The organism is Paenibacillus typhae (genome assembly GCF_900099765.1).
GTDB lineage: Bacteria > Bacillota > Bacilli > Paenibacillales > Paenibacillaceae > Paenibacillus_AQ > Paenibacillus_AQ typhae.
In genome coordinates this window covers 64,583-83,721 of sequence record NZ_FNDX01000020.1, presented here as the reverse complement: position 1 = coordinate 83,721, position 19,139 = coordinate 64,583, and the positions used below count along the sequence as shown (strand labels likewise).

Below are 19,139 nucleotides of genomic sequence, written 5' to 3'. Positions count from 1 at the left end.
GCTAGACCTGAACCTCCAGGCGGTAGCCCAGCTTGAATACGGTTTTGATCCGCTCTTCCCAGCCCAGTTTTTTGCGCAGCTGACGGATATGGACATCTACAGTGCGGGTATCGCCGGCAAAATCATAGCCCCAGGCCAGCTCCAGCAGCTTTTCCCTGGAAAGGGCAATATTACGGTTGCGGATCAGCACTTCGAGCAGCTCAAATTCCCTGGCAGTCAGATCGACCGCCTGCTGGTCCACACGGACCTGCCGCTCCGCGAACCGCACCTCCACCCCATCGCAGACAAACGCCGGCACTGCCTGTTCATTCCCGCGCAGCACGACATTAATGCGGGCCAGCAGCTCCAGCATTTCAAACGGCTTGATGATATAATCCTCCGCGCCCAGCTCGAACCCTTTGATCCGGTCAGCCAGCGCATGTTTGGCCGTAATCAGAATTACCGGGATCTGCAAATGGGCAATACGCTGCATCACTGCAAACCCGTCCAGTCCCGGAAGCATCACATCGAGCAGAATCAGATCCGCCCGCTCCTGCTCCAGCATGTCCGCCGCTTCCAGACCGTTATAAGCCTTGGCATACGTGTGTCCGACCAGTTTAAGGTTCATTGTAATCAGGTCACTGATCGGCTGTTCATCTTCAACTACTAATATATGGGCCATCTAGTAAAGTTCCTCCTGAACAAATCGTTAAGCAACAATGTCTTGTTGAGTCTAGCATAACAGACAATTTTTTGTAAAAAGATAATATATGAACTAAAATCAAGTTATACTAATGAAACGCGTTTTCTTTTAAAATCTCAATGATCTCATACGGGGGCGAATAGCCATTAATAAACAGGATCAGGTCATGCTGCAGTTCCGGGACTTATTTAACAAGATGGCCTGGATTAATAAATTGAAGATGGAAGAGAATCTTAAAGGCTGTAAGCCGTCCGAGGTTCACTGCATTGAATATATCGAAAAAAATGCGGAGTCCAATGTGACCAAGCTCGCCGAATCTCTCTATATGACCAAGGGTGCGATCAGCAAATTAACCAAAAAGCTTACCGACAAAGGCCTTATCGAAAGCTACCGGAAACCGGACAACAAGAAGGAGGTCTATTTCAGGCTGACTGAGCAGGGCAGAACCATATTTGATATTCACGAGGAGCTGCACAACGAGTTCCGCGAGCGGGATCAAGCCGTATTTGAGCAGGTAACCGGGGAGCAATATGACAGTATGCTCAGCTTCATCAATACGTACAGCCTGCATCTGGATGCGGAAATCAAGAAACAAGGTCTGGATATCAATAAGTCAGACAGCTTTGAGTGATAACTAGCTAAACCAACAGCAGCTCATTTCTATAAAAGCAGCCCAATTCGATAGAGAACGGGCTGTTTTTTATTCTCCGTTTTTTGTTGACAAGGAAACTATATCAGTTTATTGTTTTGTTGACAAGGAAACTAAATTGCTTTTAAGGAGATTAACATGGCAAAAGAGAACGTACAGACGACAGCATTACCCAAAGAAATCCTCATGGCAGCCTGGGCCATTGCCCTTGGAGCGATCGCCCCGATGCTTGACTCCACGATGGTGAACATCGCTATAGATCAGCTAACCAGGGATTTCAATACAACCCTCCATATCATTCAATGGGCGATTACTGGCTATGTTCTGGCACTCGCGGTTGCAGTCCCCGTATCCGGCTGGCTGATGAATCAATTTAACGGTAAAAGAGTATTTACCGGGGCCGTTATCGCCTTCGGTATTATTTCTGCGCTGGTCGGCATTAGCTGGGACATCTCCAGCTTCATCTGCTTCCGTCTGCTGCAGGGCTTTAGCGCCGGAGTCATTACCACCCTGATATTCACCCTTCTGGTCAAAACCGCTGGTCAGGACAATCTCGGCCGGGTCATGGCGATCGTCAGCACCCCGATGATCTTTGGGCCCATCCTGGGACCGATTATCGGCGGGTTTATCGTGCAAGGGGCATCCTGGCACTGGATTTTCTTCATCAACGTGTTCGTTGTTGTGATTGCAGTACCCCTGATGATAAAAAAAATCCCTGACTTCGAGCCCTTCAACAAAGAAAGTAAGCTCGATCTGTTCGGGATCATTGTCCTGTCTTCTATGAGTGCAGCCCTGATCTACGGCATTACAAAAGCAGCCGATCATGCCTCCTTCAACAACAGCAAAACCATACTTTGGACCGGCATCGGCCTTGCTTTGGCTGTTATCTATCTGGCATATAACCGGCTTAGAAAAAATCAGACGGTCCTGCCGCTGAATTTATTTGCCCACACAAGCTTCACGGCCTCCAGCATCGGCTTGTTCCTCGCCAACATTGGCATCATGGGCCCCATGCTGATCCTACCCTTGTTCTTTCAGAACTTCCGTCATTTCACGGCGATTGAAACAGCAATTGCACTTATTCCGCAGGGTGTCGGGATGCTTATTACCCGGCCTTACCTTGGCAAAATGATCGATCAAATCGGTGCCAAATACGTGGTGCTCGTCAGCCTGGCTCTCTCCCTGATCGGATCGATCCCGCTTATCTTCATTACCGGTCATACAAGCATGATCTGGATTTCCATCGTTTTGTTTCTCCGCGGGGCCAGCATCGGGGGCATCAGCCTTCCATTAACAAGTGAGGCCTATACAGGGCTGGGCAGCAGGCAGCTTCCGGAAGCCGGTGTAGGAATTAATATTATCGAAAATCTTGGCGCAAGCTTCGGCTCTGCCGTCACCGCCACCGTTGTCGCCACAGTCATCCAAGGCCTGCAGCCAACGGTAGCTAACGGGCTAAAGGCTTACCATGCCGGGTTCCTGGTATCCGCCGTTGTGCTTGCGTTTATATTGATTCCGGGCTTGTTTTTAACGGATAAGAGAAGGGCTTAAAGGATGCCCTTTTCCCCCCTCTCCCCTTTTAATTTGAATCTGCCGGAAGATTCCGGTTGGTAACTTGGAATTTTCCGGGGGTTAATCCCGTAAATTGCTTGAACTGCCGGCAGAAATGCTCCACATTATGATACCCGCAATGGAAAGCGACTTCAGCGATGCTAAGGGTGTTGTGGAGCAGATACTCTTTTGCCAGACGGATTCTGCTGTTAATAACATCTTCTATACATGAGATGCCAAAGGTCTTTTTATATATACTCTGTAAATAACCCGCGCTGAGCTGCAGAGATTGGGCCATTTTTGAAACCGTCCAATGCTCCCCCGGATTCGTCTGAATAGCGGTGCGGAGCTTTAACAGGTTGTAATATTGGGCCCGGAACCCCTCATGATGATAAGACTCCAGCAGTTTATTAAAAAGCGTGCGCAATAAGCAATCGACAGATGATTCCTTATAATCCCTGTTGAAGTTATGTTCAACGATCAAGAGTTCAAACAGCTTGCTGCAGTACTCCGGATCATCAAGTGCAAACGGGACACCAAACGGCAGTGTCGCTTTTGAAATATAAGTCTCATCAGAAGAAAAACGAAGCCAGTCATTAACGTATTGCCCCCCGCAAGCCCGGTAATAAATCTTCTGGTGAGCCTCATAGAGAACGGCACAGTGTGCAGGGTATTCCTTCAGGTGCCCGTTAACCCAGAATTGGGCAGGTGTCTTGGTAATAACCAGCAGCCAGCACGGATGGCCCTGGGGAATATCGAATACGAAATTGCTCTCATGCGTTGCATCTGTCTCAATGTAATAAATCTGGTTCATCCGGCCCTCTCCCTCCGCTCCTGCCTGCTATTTAACCTCTCGGTATTCTATATAATAGATTCCGCCCCCGGCAAAAACAACCGCTAACGAAGCAAATCTGGCCACACCTAATAATAGATCAATAACCAGTGAGGATAGGTCATTGTCCGCAGGAAAATGAACCTTTATCATAAACCCATAGTTGTGTAAGCGTTAACAAAAAGGTAAAGCCTGTTTTGTTGAACGCGCAAAATAGACATAAGGGGTGGATTGGATGCCTGGTCCCAAATATAGTACGGGAAGCAGATCAGTAAGCAAATTTCTTTATATCCTGCCATTTATGATTTTACTGGCCGTTTTTGCCTATTATCCGCTGTACGGATGGGTATATGCCTTTTTCGACTATATGCCGCCCATTCCTTTGTCCGAGTCGCCTTTTGTCGGCTTTAAATGGTTTCACTCGCTGGTAGAAAATCAAGTCAAAATTGATCAGCTGCTGCAGGTGGTCAAGAACACGTTCGGTATAAGCGGACTCGGTATCCTGTTCTCCTGGCTCCCCATGATCTTTGCCATCTTCCTGACTGAAATCAAGGCGGTCCGCTTCCGGAAATTTATCCAGACCGTTACCACCCTTCCCAACTTCATCAGCTGGGTATTGGTCTACTCTTTAGCCTTTACGATGTTTTCGAGCGAAGGCATTGTGAACGGCTTTTTACATCAGATCGGGCTTGCGGATTCGCCTATACTCTTCCTGCAGAGCTCGGAGCATGTCTGGATCACCCAATGGGTCTGGGTCACCTGGAAAACACTGGGCTGGTCAGCCATCCTGTACATTGCCGCCATTATGGGGATTGATGAATCCCTCTACGAAGCCGCCTATGTAGACGGAGCAACGAGAATGCAGGTGATCAGGCATGTGGTGCTGCCGAGCATGCTGCCAACCTATTTCGTGCTGCTTATGCTCCAGATCGCAAGCTTCCTTAACAATGGCCTTGAGCAATATTTTGTGTTCCAGAATGCGTTTAACAAGGAGAGTATTCAGGTTCTGGACCTCTACGTGTACAACCTGGCCATGGGAGGCGGAAGCTACTCCGTTTCGGTTGCCATCAGCATGCTTAAGAGCCTGATCAGCGTAGTGCTTCTCTTTTCCGTAAACGGACTTTCAAAACTACTGAGAGGAGAGGGCATCGTATGAGCGGCATGGGAACGGAAACGGCAGCAAAGAGCAGCCGTCGCTTGTCCAAAAAGAATAGAATGCAGGTCAGCACAGCCGACAAACTGATCTCCATTACCATCTATGTGCTGTTCTCTCTTTTTACCTTCGTTTGTATCTATCCCTTTTATTCCATCATCATCAATACAATCAGCGCAAACGATCTTAGCGCCAAAGGGGAGGTCATCTTCCTTCCGAAGCAAATTCATTTTCAAAACTACATTGATGTGTTCAAGATTCCCGGCCTATGGAATGCCTTTGTCATTTCATTAGGCAGAACGGTAATCGGAACCCTGTTGACAGTGGGGGCTTCTGCATTTCTGGGCTTCATGTTCTCCCAAGACGACATGTGGGGCAGAAAGTTCTGGTACCGCTTCACCATTATCACCATGTTCTTCAATGCCGGTATTATTCCCTGGTATTTGACCATGCGGTCTCTGCATCTCACCAACAGTTTTCTGGCATACATTCTGCCTTCCATCGTTGCCCCCTTCTTCATCATTCTGGTAAAAACCTTTGTGGAATCCACGCCGAAGGAATTGCAGCAGGCAGCCAGTATTGACGGAGCCGGAACGATGACAATCTTTTTCAAAATTATTCTGCCGATCAGCAAGCCTATTCTGGCGACCGTTGCGATCTTCTCGGCAGTGAACCAGTGGAACTCCTTTCAGGATACGCTGCTGCTGGTTACGGACAACAAGCTGTACAGCCTGCAGTTTATCCTCTACAACTACATTAATCAGGCCAGCTCACTGTCCACCATGGTTAACCTGCAGAATGCCGGCTCAACAGCAATGGCGAGCCTCGCAACCAAGCAGACCACTACGTCGATCCGCATGACGGTGACGATCATCGTTGTAGCGCCCATTCTTCTGGTCTATCCGTTTTTCCAGCGGTTTTTTGTGAAGGGAATTATAATCGGGGCTGTGAAAGGCTAAGGCCAGCCGGGGCACCGTTATAATACAAGCTTACTACTTCAGGGGGGTTGTATATGAGTAAAAAGAATAAACTGCACAGCAAGACTGTATTTGCGCTCGCAGCCTGTATGCTTCTGGGAACAACAGCTTTGAGCGGATGCGGCGGGAATTCAGGCAATTCTGGGGCAGCAAACGCAACCGATTCTGCGAATCAGGCAAACCAGTCTGCAGACCCGGGGAACGGCCCCGATCATAGCAAACCGCTTACGATCACAGTCTTTAACAATGCGGCCAATTATCAGGGAGAGCAGACGGGCTGGTACGGCAAGCTGATTAAGGACAAATTTAATATCACTCTCAATATTCTCTCTCCCCAGGTCGCAGGGGATCAGCTCTACAAAACAAGATCGGCAGCCGGGGATCTCGGTGATCTGTTGATTATTGACAACAGTCAGCTGGAGGAGCTGATTCCTGCCGGACTTATCATGGATATTACGGATAAGGTCAAGAATACGGAGTACCTGTCCAAATATGTAGACCAGCATTTCCAGCCTTTTAATGCGGCCTTTGACAAGGTGAATCCGGACGGTAAAATCTACGGCCTGCCGACCTTTGTGGCCGATACCTCGCCGACCACCTTCTCGGAGGAGATCCCTTATTCCAGCCCGCTCATGCCCTGGGATTATTATAAGGGGATCGGGTCGCCCAAGCTGAACAATCTGACTGACCTTTTGGATGCGCTGCAGCTTATGCACGAGAAATATCCGGCTACGACTGACGGAAAACCTATTTCGCCTATTACGCTATGGAAGGATTGGGATAACGGGAGCATGGAAAACGTCCGCTGGCTGAGCAACTGGTACGGCTATGAGCAGCCGGACGGAACCTCAACCATACAGCTGAATGCCAAGGGCGACATCGTTCCGCTCATTGATGATAACAGCATGTATAAGAAAATCCTCCAGTTTTATTTTGATGCCAACCAGAGAGGGCTTGTCGATCCGGATTCACCAACCCAGGACTGGAACAAGGTGTCCGAGAAATTGACCAATAAACAGGTGCTCCTGTTATGGTATTCATGGCAGAGAGGGTTCTATAACACGCCGCAAAGAGGCGCGCAGGGTGACGGAAATGTAGCTATTCCGATCGGCGACACCCATATTATTCAGAACAGTGATGCTTATTTCGGCAACGGACGCGTCTTTGCCATCGGCTCCAAAGCCAAAGATCCGGACCGTATTATGGAATTCATGGACTGGATGTCTTCCCCGGAAGGGCTGCGCTATTACACCAACGGTATGGAAGGCTTCAATTATGAAAAAACCGCGGACGGTAAATTTAAGCTGACTGAAGTCGGCCAGACCGCCTTTCAGGATAATACCCCAGTTCCCGACGAGTACGGCGGCGGCGGCTATCAGGATGGACAAAGCAAAATTAACAGCATGATTATCGGTGATTTTGCAGTGGATCCCGATACCGGCGAATTCTACAACAAGGACTACTGGAACGCAACAATAGAGGCTAATAAAACTACGCTTACTACTGAGTGGCAGAGCATGTTCAAGGCTACCAACCCGACTGATTATTATCAGAAAAATAATATGATTGATATTGTCCCTAATATCAATACGAGCCTCGGCACCGACTCTTCCGACATCAAGAATAAACGGAGCCAGATTTCCGATTATGTAAAGGATACCTCCTGGAAAATGATTTTCGCCAAAAATCAGGCGGAATTCGACCAGCTGTGGACCAAGCTGAAATCGGATGTGAACGGTCTCGGCTGGACGGATGTGTTTGCTGCAGATACAGTGAAGGCCGAAAAAATCGTGAAATTGCGCGCAGAGGCAATGGCCAATAAATAAGCAGTAAACAAAGCAGGGCAGTGACTCTCCCGTTAACGGGAAATCACTGCCCTGTCTTCTTGCTTCATTAAAAGAGACGTTTAGCCAGCTGGTACAATCCGCTTTTCCAGACAGGCCAATCGTGATCGCCCTGCTCCTCCACCCAGATATGCGGTACAGCATGCTGCGACAGGTATTCGTGTGTCCTGTCGCTGACATGCTTCAGCGAATCCAGATTCCCGCACGATATCCATAGGAGGTGCAGCTGCTCCGCAGTCCGCTTAGGCTCCGGAACCAGTATTTCAGGCTCCCTGGTGTTCGGCGCCGGAGAGAATGCCCCGATCCAGGCGAACCTGTCAAGATTGCCGAGTCCGATATTCAAAGCCTGCCCGCCGCCCATGGATAATCCGGCAATGGCCCGGTGCAGCCGGTCCGTCAGGACCGGATAATTCGCTTCAATATAAGGGATAAGGTCCCCGAACAATTCCGTCTCGAAGGTTTCGAATGCCCGGATCTTCTCGGCATCAAAAATATCCCCCTCCGCCCGGTCATCCCACATTGCTCTTCCATTGGGAAAAACGACGATCATCGGCCTAAGCATCCCGTCAGCATACAGATTATCAAGAATGATCTGAGGCATACCATGCGTGTACCACTCATTCTCATCTCCGCCGATTCCGTGCAGCAGATAAAGCACACTGTATTCCTGATCAGCTGAATATCCGGGAGGCGTATACACTCTGGCTTGCCGGTTACGGCCTACCGTACCGGAAGGGTATTCAATCATCTTCATTATTCCCCGGGCAATAGCTTCCCGCTCGCTGTCAAATCCAGCCGGCGCCTCTGACACTTCAAAATCCTGGCTATTTCTGTTCATTGCTGCTCTCTCCTTTATTCAGCATAAGTTATTCCAGGGCAATCGAAGCCAGGCTGGCACTTCCATTACCGGTAAATGTGAAATACAGGGCCTGCTGCCCGTCAGGAATGCGGATATCCGAGGCGTATTCTGTCCAAATGTTGGTGAAGCCTACGGGTATTTGACCAAGGGACGGTCCATCCCACGCTGTCTTCACTTCAAAGAAGCCCTGGCAATAGCCCCGCACCTTGATCCGCACCCTTTGAATGCCACGGCAATCAAAATACTTAAACCCGGCCGTAGCCGAATCCGTCATGTTGGCAATATAACCGGTCTCCTCATCGCCGTCCCGCCCATCCTGCGTGATTTTCGGGAAACGGCTGTCCATCCATGCTCCTGAACGGCCAAAGCCGCCGGTATACATTTCTTCAGCCTTACAGAATAAGTGGCATGCCAAATATGCCGGATATTCCCCTCTGCCTTCAAACGGCCCCCGGTTAGGACCACTGGATGTTATTTCAACCTGGGGAATCGTTCCGTCTTCGAGGAAATGGATGGGCTCAAGACAGCCTTGCCGGGAAAACGCAGTTCCATTGGTATGCCGGTGGTAAAAAATATACCAGGCTCCATCAACTTCTACGATGCTGCCGTGGTTATTACCGCCGTAATACATCGGTTTGGCAGCCGGCTTGTATTTACCGATATGAAGATCGCAGTTGCTTACGATTACTCCCTGGTACTCGAAGTTCTTCGTAGGATGTTTGCTCGTCGCATAACACAGCTCATGCATGACAACCGAGGAATAGATGAGATAATAGGTGTCTCCTCTCTTCCGGATGGAAGGCGCCTCGAAGAACGCATGTCCTTCAAAGCCGCTTCCGGTACTGTAGGGCTCACTCGGTGCGACAAATACAGGCTCTTCCCGGATGGTAAGCATATCGGGTCCTATTACAGTAGCCATGGCCCCGCTTCTAGACTTATCTCCCGGTGCGCAAAACCCGGTATATAAATAGGTCAGTTCCCCTTCTGTAAGTACACCCGGATCGAACTGGGGCTCATCGCCCTCCCGTTCTCCGAGACGTGTCCCGTCGGCATATTTCACATGACCGTAGAAGCTGAATGTGCCGCAGGGCGTATCGCATACAGCCACCGAAACGATGGGAAGCTTATCAAGCACGTAGTATAGGTAATACCGCCCGTCAGGTCCCACCGTAACATCGGGGGCATACAGGCACATGCTTCCCTCCGGATTGAGCGGGTCATCCGTGGAATGATAGATTACCCCTTCATACCTCCAGTCGGACAGATCCTCCGCCGGTGCAGACCAGCTGACATAATCATTCAAGCAAAACACATGTCCGTTAAACCGGTCATGCGAGCCGTAAATATAAACCCGGCCGTCAAATACATAAGGCTCACCGTCAGGGATGTATTCCCATGAAGGAAGGTACGGATTCATTCCTTGTTTTTTTGCCAACGTCATTTCACCCTTTTTAATAGAAGATATTAATAGACAATTCGATTATAGGTACGCGGGAGGATTGAAGTCCATGACCTAAACCAACCTATCATTGACCTATCCTCATATTCTTATAGTCAAAGAAAAAGCCGCCGAAACATCCGGCAGCCTGAACAGTAAAGGTATAAGCGGCTTCCCTGTCGTCAGCCCTTTACACCGCCGACCATCATGCCCTTGACGAAATATTTCTGCAGGAACGGATAGACCATAATGATCGGCACCGAAGCGACGATCGTCATCGTGGCCCGGATCGACAATGGCGTAACCGCACCCTGCTGCGAACCGTTCGCTCCGTTGATCATGCCGTCCATGCTGGAGGTACCCGCGGTGGCCGTGGAATTTTGCAGAATCTTCTGCAGCTCGTACTGCAGTGTACTCAGGTTGATCTTCGACGAATTGTACAGGAACACGTCAAACCATGAATTCCACTGATAGACCCCGGAGAATAAAGCTACGGTAGCCAGTACAGGCATGGTTAGCGGAAGCACGATACTGATAAAGGTTTTGAAATCGCCGGCTCCGTCGATTTTCCCGGATTCGAGAATGCTCTCCGGCAAATTTTCTATAAAGGAGCGGATAATGATCAGATTAAATACACCGATAAGGCCCGGCAGGATGTAGACCCAGAAGCTGCCGACGAGATTCATATCGCGCATCAGAAGGTAGTTTGGAATCAATCCGCCGTTAAAGTACATTGTCAGAATAAAGGCAATTGTAATGAATTTGCGCAGCACATAATCCTGCCGGCTGATTGTGTACGCCACCATGGCTGAACCCAGTACCGTAACAACTGTACCAATCACTGTGCGCAGTATAGAAATCAGGGTGGCATGGAAAATGGTTGCTTCTTTAAATACATACTGATAATTATCCAGGGTTAAAGCGCGCGGGAACAGGTATATCCCGCCCTTGATCGAATCCTGCGCATCATTTAAAGAAACAGCAAGTATATTAATGAACGGATAGAGTGTAACGATCATCAGCAGAATCATAAAGATAAAGTTGCAAATCTCGAATACTCTATCGCCCCTGGATGTCCGAATCCGGTTTCTTTTCTCCACTTCGATTCCCTCCTTCTTCGTCTAGAACAGCCTGGACTCGCCAGCGCGTTTGGCAACGGAATTCGCCACGAACAGCAGAATAAAGCTGACGATCGTCTTAAACATGCCGGCTGCGATGGAAAGAGAGAAGTTGCTTTGGGCAATCCCGTATTTCAGCACGAAAATATCGATATTCTCCGAATAGTCTACATTCATGCCGTTCCCCAGCAAATATTGCGGTTCAAATCCCGATTCCAGCAGATAGCCGATGTTCATTATAAGCAATACGACGACAACACTTTTAATGCCCGGCAGCGTGATGTAGAACATCCGCTTGAACCGTCCTGCACCATCCATTTCTGCGGCTTCATACTGCGACGGATCGATGGTGGTCATGGCCGCCAGATACACAATCGTATTCCAGCCGATATCCTTCCAGACCGAGCTTGCCCCGAAGATTCCCCAGAAAAAATGCGGAATTCCGAGAAACAAAAATTCCTGCCCCTTGTCAATGAACCCTGCCCAGATCAGCAGCTGATTGATAATACCGTCCGGGGACAAGGTGGTTTGAATAATGCTTGCCGCCACCACCCAGGAAATAAAGTGGGGTAAATAGCTGACCGTCTGTACGATGCGCTTAAAGGCAACCTGACGGATTTCATTCAATAATAATGCCAGCACTATGGCGGTCAAAAAACCCAGAATAAGATTAATCGAGCTCATGGCGAGCGTATTTCGAAGCACCCGGAGGAACCGTTCATCACCAAACAAAAATTTGAAGTGCGAAAAGCCGATCCATTTCTGATCCCAGAAGCCGAGCGCCGGCCGGTAATCCTGGAAAGCGATTGTCCAGCCCCACAGCGGCAGGTATTTAAATATAAACAGCCAGATCAAAAAAGGAACCGACATAAATACCAGTACCCGCTGCTTCACCAGTTTGGTCAGAAACAGCCGAAGACCTGCAGGCTTCTGGTCAGTCTTTATTTCAGGTGTTGCCAGTATCGTTTTTGTATTCATCTCATTATCTCCTCCAGCCCCTGTGCGGATTACCGAGGAAAAAGGGCAGCCATAGCCATACCAACGCTCCGGCCGCCCTTCATCTCATTTACTTGCTTTATTTGCCCATATCCACTTTCTTCTTCACTTGCTCGGTTGTCCATTTTTCATAGCCGGCTGTGTCCAGCTTGCCCCATTCCTTCTGGAAATCGCTCCAGATGGAATCGAATTTATCCGGGGAGGACAGGACCAGCTTCGGATAATATTTTTTGGTCAGCTCATCTTTATTGGTCTCCCACATCAATTCCGGTGAATTCTGCTCCTTCACGAAGCCCCATGCCGGATACCACGGACGATCAATAGGCTTGGCGAACATTTGGGTATAGGTCTGAGCGTCATATTTGCCCAGGATCTCTTTATCCTTATCGGTAAGGCTCATCTGGAATACTTCCGGCTGATAACCTACGCCTCTGGCATTGCCGTCAGAGAGCGTCGAGTTGTTGCCATAGCTTGGCCAGTTCCAGCTGTAATACTTAAAGCCGAATTTCTCGTTAAAGGCCTCATCAATTTTGTTGATCTGCTCCTGAGTCCGGTAGTAGCGGCCTTCTTCATTGACTTCATAGGTTTCGCCTTTGATCCCCCATGTGATAAGGATCTGATTTTCTTCCTTCAGCATGTTGTCAAAATACTGGATGATCCGCTCCGGATTTTTGGCGCTGACGGTAATACCGACCCCGCGGTTGGTAACCAGGCCGCCAGGACCGTCAACATAAGCATCGGCTATACTTTCGTCAAAGGTAACCGGCAGCGGGAAGTAGTTGTAGCCGTCAAGCGACGGGTCCTTCCGGGCCGCATCCTTCAGAACATTCAGCGCGGTCTGCACCTGCCAGCGGTAATCGAAGAACCCGAGCACCTTATGGGAGGTCAGCTTGGCAATATATTGATCGTAGTTATCGACGAAGGACGCTTTGTCAAACATCCCCTTCGAATTAAGCGTATTTAGAGCCTGCAGCCATTGCTTGGCTCCGTCTGATCCGGAGTAGGTTGTAGCCTCGAGTGTAGCCGGGTCCACCATCACGTTACCGTCATTCGGATATCCCAGCAGATGCATCGGCGGGTTGGCGGTGGCAAAAAATCTCCAGTCATGGGTAAGCGACACCATGCCGGTCAGTCCTTCATCCTTATGCTTCGCCGCATAATTCTCAATCAGTTCCATGTACTGGTCCAGCGTCTTGATCTTTGGATATCCTGCTTCTTCCAGCACCCGGCGCTGTACCCAGAATGCGGCTGTCGGCTCGGGGTCCGGTACAAAATCGCCGACCTGGGCGGACATCGGCAGGAAATACAATTTGCCGTCTGCGGAACGCATCTGGTCAAGGTCGTCGCCGTACACGCGCTTGATGTTCGGTCCGTACTTCTCGATCAGATCGTCGAGCGGAATAAACGCGCCTGCGTTCAATACCTCTTCAATAGCCGCGTCGGGAATCAGTACATCCGGATATTCGTTAGCGGCAATCATGGTTCCGATTTTGGTATTCAGGTCACCGACGAGAAACTCCAGCTTGAAGTTGGTGCCTGTCTGATCCTCCAGCATTTTGCCGATCGTCGTCTCGTTGGTGTTGCCATCCTTCGAGCCGGCAACGCCGTTAAAGATCGTATAAGTAACCTTATCCATCTTGACTTCCTCAGTGCCGGCATTCGCACTGTTCGTTGAATCGGGTTTGCTGTTTGTTTCCGCACCGGCATTGTTCGCGTTATTGCCGGAACAGGCTGTTGCCAAAGATGACAGCAGTAGCATTGCAAGACTAAGACGAAGCATTTTTAGTGTTTTCAAAGTCTTTCCCCCTCGTTATCAATTCCTTGCTTCTCTATTATAAAAGCGATTACATTTCCTGATTACCCTCAAGAATATAGACAGTACTGTAGAAATTATTGTTCCTTTCCGCCTGGATCGGGTAACCGGGGAATACGCAGTTCGATCTCTGTTCCCTGCCCGGGAGCGCTGTATATCAAAAAATGGAACCCTGCACCGTAGATCAATTTGGCGCGGTAGATTACATTTTGAATCCCGATCCGTTCGCCCATGATTTCATTGGTTTCAAGGTAACTGTACAGCTTGCCGATTTGCCTCTCGTTCATCCCCGTCCCGTTATCCCTGATTTTAAAAATCAGATTCCGGTCTTTCATAGTGATGGCAATATGAATTTGTCCGCCCTGTTTTAACGGCTCAAGGCCGTGAATGCTGGCATTCTCCACAAAAGGCAGAAACAGCATCTTCGGCAGCTTGCAGGCATAGGCCTCCGGCTGTACATCAAGCGAATAGTCAATGCGGTCCTCGAAACGGTATTTCTGGATATCGAGGAAGCAGATGATAAATTCCAGCTCTTCCCGGACTGTAATCATATCTTTGTTCCAGGTGAGCGAGCTGCGGAAAATCTTCGCCATGCTGTGAATCATGGCCGCTGTTTCGTTCTCGTCCTTCAGAAGACTGCGCATGCGGATTGTCTCCAGCGCATTGAACAGAAAATGCGGATTGATCTGGCTTTGCAGCGCATTAAGCTGCGCCTTGCTGCGCTCCAGCTCCAGTGATTTCTTCTGGATCTCGGCTATGTATACATCATCTATCAGGGATTTGATCTGCAGAATCATCCGGTTGAAGCCCAGACTGAGCTGGCCGATCTCATCCCGGAAGTCAGTAACCGGAATCACCTCGAAATTTTGGCTGCGCACCTTCTTCATTTGTTTCAGGATTTTGACAATGCGGACATTGAAGGACCGGGTGATAATGACAATAACGAGGGTAGGGAGAATCATCATCAGACAGGCGGATATAAGAATGAAGTCACGGGATTTCCTCACCTCCCGGATCACTTCGTTCTCGTCCACCGTTCCGACGATACTCCAGCCTTCCAGATAGCTTACTCCGCTGTACCGGCTTGTGAATTTGATCCGGTCGCTGGAGCGGATCGTACTGAAGGCTGTCTTGTCTGACTTCTTCCAGTCGATGGAGGAATCAGTGGTATACTCGATGTCTCCTGAGGGATTCAGCAGATAGACAGCCCCCTGCATATTCAGATTATTAAAGATTTCGCCGATGTCGATGGTCTTGAAATCGATTTTGACGACCTTCTCCTTGTTCAGCCTTCCAGAGTAGTAATCCATCTTCCGGATCAGCGAGAATTCTTGAAACCGGCCGCTCTCGCTTTCGGTCCGGGTAAAGATCGGATGGGAGGTGTCATTGGCCAAAGCCTGCCTGTACCAAGGCTCCTCTCTCAATTCATCCGACAGGTAGCCGATATTTCCCGAGTGTAATAAGGTATCATTATCTACATAAATCGTCACATTCTGCAATGAGAAGGATAGCGGGGTATAGTTGTTCAGCATGCGCCGTAAATACGAGTCGTAAACCTCCAGATAATCGGCCGCATTCGCAAAGTCCCGGTCCAGAATTTCATTCGTGCTTAAATCGGCATAAAAAAAGGAAGACAATCCTACCGCATTATCAACCTGCTCACGGAAATCGTTGTTGATCTGCTCGATAGTCCGGTCGATATCACGAATCCGCTGATTTCGTACATTCTCTGTAATCGTATTGTAGAACAGCAGATTTGTAAGCACGATTGGAATAAACACGCACAGGAAATAGATCAACAGCATTTTGTTGCGCATCTTTATATGATTGAGCAGCCTGTCCACTTTCTTCCCCTCCTCCTCCTCACTCGGCTTACCGGCTGATAATGCGGTTCCGGTACTCGGTCGGTGTCATTTGCTCCAGCTTTTCAAACTGGGTAACAAAATAATCAGCGTTGCTGAATCCGATCTTCTGGGCAATTTCATAGATCCGCAAATCGCTTTGCCGGAGCAGGCGCTTGGCTTCCGTTATGCGTAGCTGCTGCAGATATTCATTGAAATAGCTTCCGTAGGTTTTCTTGAAAAGCTGGCCCAGATAGGCAGAATTCATATAAAACCGGGCAGCGATCTCCTTTAACGTAATGGATTCATGGTAATGCTGATCGACGTAGCATTTGATCTTCTGGATACCGCCCTTGCACTGGTTCTGGCTGAGCTGCCCCAGAAGTCCGGCCGCTTCATGGGCAAATAGCGTAAAGATGCGCGTAATTTCACCCAGCGTGATGTTCCGGTCATACCAGCCTACCGCCGCCTCCAGATAAATCAGTTCCTTTTCGTCACCCTCCAGGGTCTGGATCGATTTCAGGATGCCCAGCACACATTGGGTAACTGCCGCCTTCATCGCCTCCGGCGAGAAGCTTTTTTCCTGCATGAATTGGAACAGATGGTTTATTTGTTCAGCCAGCATCTCCGGATCGTTCTCTTCTACCGCATCAATCAGCTTACGGTACATTTCATCCTCCAAATGCCGGTAATTCAGCGTTCTGCCCGAAATATCCTCATACGCAATGACAGACTGCACCGGCATGAGATATTTGTGCTGCTGGACTTCCTTGGCTCCGAGATAGGAGTGCTTTATATCTTTTAATGAAGGAACACCAGGCCCGGCGTAAATACGGAACGGACAGGAAAAGGCTGTGCGGATCAGACCGGCAAGCTCCGTTAGAAACGCGCTGACATCCCCGCCGAAGGAACGGGCATACAGATCAGGCACGAGCAGGCCGTACGTCTGGTGATGCTCATACAGTACAGGCTCAAACACCGTTCCCGAGGCTGTATGTACAGCCTCGCGGATGGCCTTGCGCAGCGTATCCTTGGCCGGCAGTACATGACCGTTCCAGGGGAGGACATCATTCCACTCAAGCAGGGCGTAGGTGAATGTCAGCACAGCTTCACCTTCCCATGGAGTCTTCCAGGCAGGATCGTCCAGCACATCCTCCTCTCCCCGGATCAGCGCTTCAACCAGGCTCTGGTCCAGCCCAACCCGGGTACGGGCCTTGTGCCGTTCCTTTTCCTCCAGCCGCTCCTTAAGCTTGCCGAGCGTCTTCTCGAAGTCCTCCTGGTCAATCGGCTTGAGCACATAATCAAAAGCACCGTAGCGCAGGGCCTGCCGGGCATACTCGAACTCATTATATCCGCTGACAATAATAAACTCTGTATCCAGCTTTTCAAGCACAGCGGCACGAATCAGGCCAATCCCGTCGATAACCGGCATCCGGATGTCCGTAACCACCAGATCGGGTTTGTGCTCGCGGATCATAGCCAGCGCATCCTCCCCGTTGTCGGCCTCTCCGGTCACCACATAACCGCTGCGCTCCCAGTCAATCATTTTGATCAATCCCTTGCGCACAAACAATTCATCGTCAACAATAAGCGCAGTAAACATGGCCAGCACCTCTCTTCGGGTATAGTGGAGTTGTCTTTCTTTTATGCTAACCTCAAGCATGCTTCCATGACCAGAGTCTTTATCAAAAAGAGGGTAATATCTATACTTTTCAGGGAAAGGACTATAATTTGTACGGGTTGACTAGAGCTTTATTGTAAAAGTAAAAAAGCGCCGATCCTCCGTACAGAGAACCGGCGCAATACCGCGACAGCTGCAGCCTTACAATTTCCCCCTATAATCCTGAGGGGTCATTCCGAATTGTTCCTTGAACACTTTTATGAAATATTGGCTGTTGGCGTAGCCGAGCTGCTCCGAGATTTCGTAGATTTTCATATCGGAATTACGCAGATTCTCTACGGCCTGCTCCATCTTCATATTAAGAATATATTCGCTGATGCTGACTCCGCTCACCTGCTTGAACAGTTTGGATACGTATGCAGGATGGAGCGAGACGGAGTCCGCTACGAATTGCTGGCTTGCTTCCGCCAGATTGGCCGCAATACAGCTCTGTATCTCTTTGATGATGTCCATCCGGTTATTTCGGGTGTCGCGTTCGAGCTTGACCTGCAGCGTATCCACCAATGTCTCCCCCCAGCTGATCAGTTGGGATATTGAACGGAAGAGCGTTTTATCCAGGAGCTCCCGTCCAACCAGATCGGATAACAGGGTATGATTCTTATGGGCAATGTAATGAAAAGAGCCCAGGATCATGCTGCGGATTTCTTCAATATATTCTTCATTATAAGCAGGCAGGCTGTTGCTGAACTCTTTCATCTGCTGCAGTCTTTCTTTGTAGCCCTGCCACTGGCCGGTCTCCAGCAAATGCATCAGTGTCGGAGAAGCATACAGATCCTTAAGCGGCTGTACAGGTGAGCCCTTATGCTTATCCGTCAGGGAGATGAAATAGCCCTTGTCATTGCCCACCTGCTGTCTGAGCGCAGACAGGGAATCCTCATACATGGAGCGTATATGCAGTGGAAATTCCCCAGGGTACGACAGTATTACTGAAATGCCGCCATTCAGATATTCGTTCACACTGCTGTGCAGCTGGTGGGTGTTATGGGTCAGCTGCTTTAATATGATTTCCGGGTCCACAGTATCCCCTTCAATGCTCTTAACGAGAAACACCAGATTCTCATAGGCATCCCGGCAGTGCCATACCTTAAACCCCTCGCCCAGCAGCTCAAGGGCTATATTCGTAACCGCATATTCAAAGAGTAGCTGGCTTTCCAGCCCGAAATTCGTGAAATGCTCCTCCAGACGGATCAGGAACAGGAAAACACGGTCCTGCATCTGAAAGTTCAGCTGATATCCGTCCAGCTTATCCTTTAGCCGCTCCTGCGGGTAGGTTTTGCCTTGAATCAGTTCAAGCAGGAGCTTGTCCTTCAGCGCCGGAAGATGCTCCTTGAAGGCAAGCAGCGCCTGTTGATAGGAGGCGGTTCTGTCAAGCTCTGTCTGAATCGTCCTGATCGTGCTCTCCAGTGCAGCGCGCAGCTTCTGATGATCCAGCGGCTTGACCAGATACTCGACTACCCCGTGTTGAAGGGCTTCCCGGGCATATTCAAACTCTGCATAACCGGTAAGAAGGATACACTTTATCCTCCTGTGGGTGCGCTTCACCTGTTTTACCAGTTCAAGCCCGTTCATCCCCGGCATCGCAATGTCTGTAATGACAATATCCACCGGGACCTGCTCAATCAGCAGCAGGGCTTGGGCTCCAGAATAGGCTTTATATACTTTATCAATTCCGAATTCCTGCCAGGGAAAAGCAAGCTCCAGATCATCT

At 49.4% G+C, this 19,139-nt stretch carries 15 protein-coding genes; 5 read left to right on the top strand and 10 right to left on the bottom strand.

The window, feature by feature from the left end:
- Position 1 precedes the first annotated feature (1 nt).
- Positions 2 to 661: a response regulator transcription factor gene (locus BLR64_RS17055; RefSeq protein ID WP_090715959.1), complete on the bottom strand. Its 660-nt coding sequence runs from the start codon at positions 659 to 661 to the stop codon at positions 2 to 4.
- A 166-nt stretch (positions 662 to 827) separates the two neighbouring features.
- On the opposite strand from BLR64_RS17055, the gene BLR64_RS17050 reads away from it, so the two are divergent.
- Both BLR64_RS17050 and BLR64_RS17045 read left to right on the top strand, forming a co-directional pair.
- The gene (locus BLR64_RS17050; RefSeq protein ID WP_090715958.1) at positions 828 to 1,313 is read left to right on the top strand and encodes a MarR family transcriptional regulator; all 486 of its coding nucleotides are present in this window, start codon (positions 828 to 830) and stop codon (positions 1,311 to 1,313) included.
- Positions 1,314 to 1,469: 156 nt separating this feature from the next.
- Positions 1,470 to 2,879, top strand: coding sequence for a DHA2 family efflux MFS transporter permease subunit (locus BLR64_RS17045; protein ID WP_090715956.1), 1,410 nt, complete (start codon positions 1,470 to 1,472; stop codon positions 2,877 to 2,879).
- Between the two features lie 28 nt (positions 2,880 to 2,907).
- Here BLR64_RS17045 and BLR64_RS17040 read toward each other — a convergent pair whose 3' ends face one another.
- The gene (locus tag BLR64_RS17040) at positions 2,908 to 3,693 is read right to left on the bottom strand and encodes a helix-turn-helix transcriptional regulator (RefSeq protein ID WP_090715955.1); all 786 of its coding nucleotides are present in this window, start codon (positions 3,691 to 3,693) and stop codon (positions 2,908 to 2,910) included.
- A 253-nt stretch (positions 3,694 to 3,946) separates the two neighbouring features.
- Here BLR64_RS17040 and BLR64_RS17035 point away from each other — a divergent pair, with 253 nt between their 5' ends.
- Genes BLR64_RS17035 through BLR64_RS17025 form a run of 3 tightly spaced genes read left to right on the top strand, consistent with a single transcriptional unit; the run spans position 3,947 to position 7,667 of the window.
- Positions 3,947 to 4,867, top strand: coding sequence for an ABC transporter permease subunit (locus BLR64_RS17035; RefSeq protein WP_090715953.1), 921 nt, complete (start codon positions 3,947 to 3,949; stop codon positions 4,865 to 4,867).
- Positions 4,864 to 5,823, top strand: coding sequence for a carbohydrate ABC transporter permease (locus BLR64_RS17030; RefSeq protein WP_244157738.1), 960 nt, complete (start codon positions 4,864 to 4,866; stop codon positions 5,821 to 5,823). Before BLR64_RS17035 ends, BLR64_RS17030 begins: the two co-directional genes overlap by 4 nt.
- 53 nt (positions 5,824 to 5,876) lie before the next feature.
- Positions 5,877 to 7,667, top strand: coding sequence for a type 2 periplasmic-binding domain-containing protein (locus BLR64_RS17025; RefSeq protein WP_090715952.1), 1,791 nt, complete (start codon positions 5,877 to 5,879; stop codon positions 7,665 to 7,667).
- Between the two features lie 67 nt (positions 7,668 to 7,734).
- Here the strand turns inward: BLR64_RS17025 and BLR64_RS17020 are convergent, their stop codons facing one another.
- The 8 genes from BLR64_RS17020 to BLR64_RS16985 form a co-directional block, all read right to left on the bottom strand.
- Positions 7,735 to 8,523 carry an alpha/beta hydrolase gene (locus BLR64_RS17020; RefSeq protein WP_090715951.1) on the bottom strand — a complete coding sequence of 263 codons (789 nt, stop codon included), beginning with the start codon at positions 8,521 to 8,523 and terminating at the stop codon, positions 7,735 to 7,737.
- Positions 8,524 to 8,551: 28 nt separating this feature from the next.
- Positions 8,552 to 9,985, bottom strand: a complete 1,434-nt coding sequence (locus tag BLR64_RS17015; RefSeq protein ID WP_090715949.1) for a family 43 glycosylhydrolase — start codon at positions 9,983 to 9,985, stop codon at positions 8,552 to 8,554.
- Positions 9,986 to 10,164: 179 nt separating this feature from the next.
- Complete coding sequence (locus BLR64_RS17010) at positions 10,165 to 11,082, bottom strand: carbohydrate ABC transporter permease (protein ID WP_415841092.1); 918 nt, start codon at positions 11,080 to 11,082, stop codon at positions 10,165 to 10,167.
- 21 nt (positions 11,083 to 11,103) lie between these two features.
- Complete coding sequence (locus tag BLR64_RS17005) at positions 11,104 to 12,078, bottom strand: ABC transporter permease (RefSeq protein ID WP_090715947.1); 975 nt, start codon at positions 12,076 to 12,078, stop codon at positions 11,104 to 11,106.
- Between the two features lie 97 nt (positions 12,079 to 12,175).
- The gene (locus tag BLR64_RS17000) at positions 12,176 to 13,876 is read right to left on the bottom strand and encodes a type 2 periplasmic-binding domain-containing protein (RefSeq protein WP_090715982.1); all 1,701 of its coding nucleotides are present in this window, start codon (positions 13,874 to 13,876) and stop codon (positions 12,176 to 12,178) included.
- 110 nt (positions 13,877 to 13,986) lie between these two features.
- Positions 13,987 to 15,753, bottom strand: coding sequence for a sensor histidine kinase (locus tag BLR64_RS16995; protein ID WP_341833388.1), 1,767 nt, complete (start codon positions 15,751 to 15,753; stop codon positions 13,987 to 13,989).
- 28 nt (positions 15,754 to 15,781) lie between these two features.
- Positions 15,782 to 17,353: a response regulator transcription factor gene (locus BLR64_RS16990; RefSeq protein ID WP_139172010.1), complete on the bottom strand. Its 1,572-nt coding sequence runs from the start codon at positions 17,351 to 17,353 to the stop codon at positions 15,782 to 15,784.
- Between the two features lie 219 nt (positions 17,354 to 17,572).
- A complete protein-coding gene (locus BLR64_RS16985; protein ID WP_244157743.1) occupies positions 17,573 to 19,132 on the bottom strand; it encodes a response regulator in 1,560 nt (519 codons plus the stop codon).
- Positions 19,133 to 19,139 lie beyond the last annotated feature (7 nt).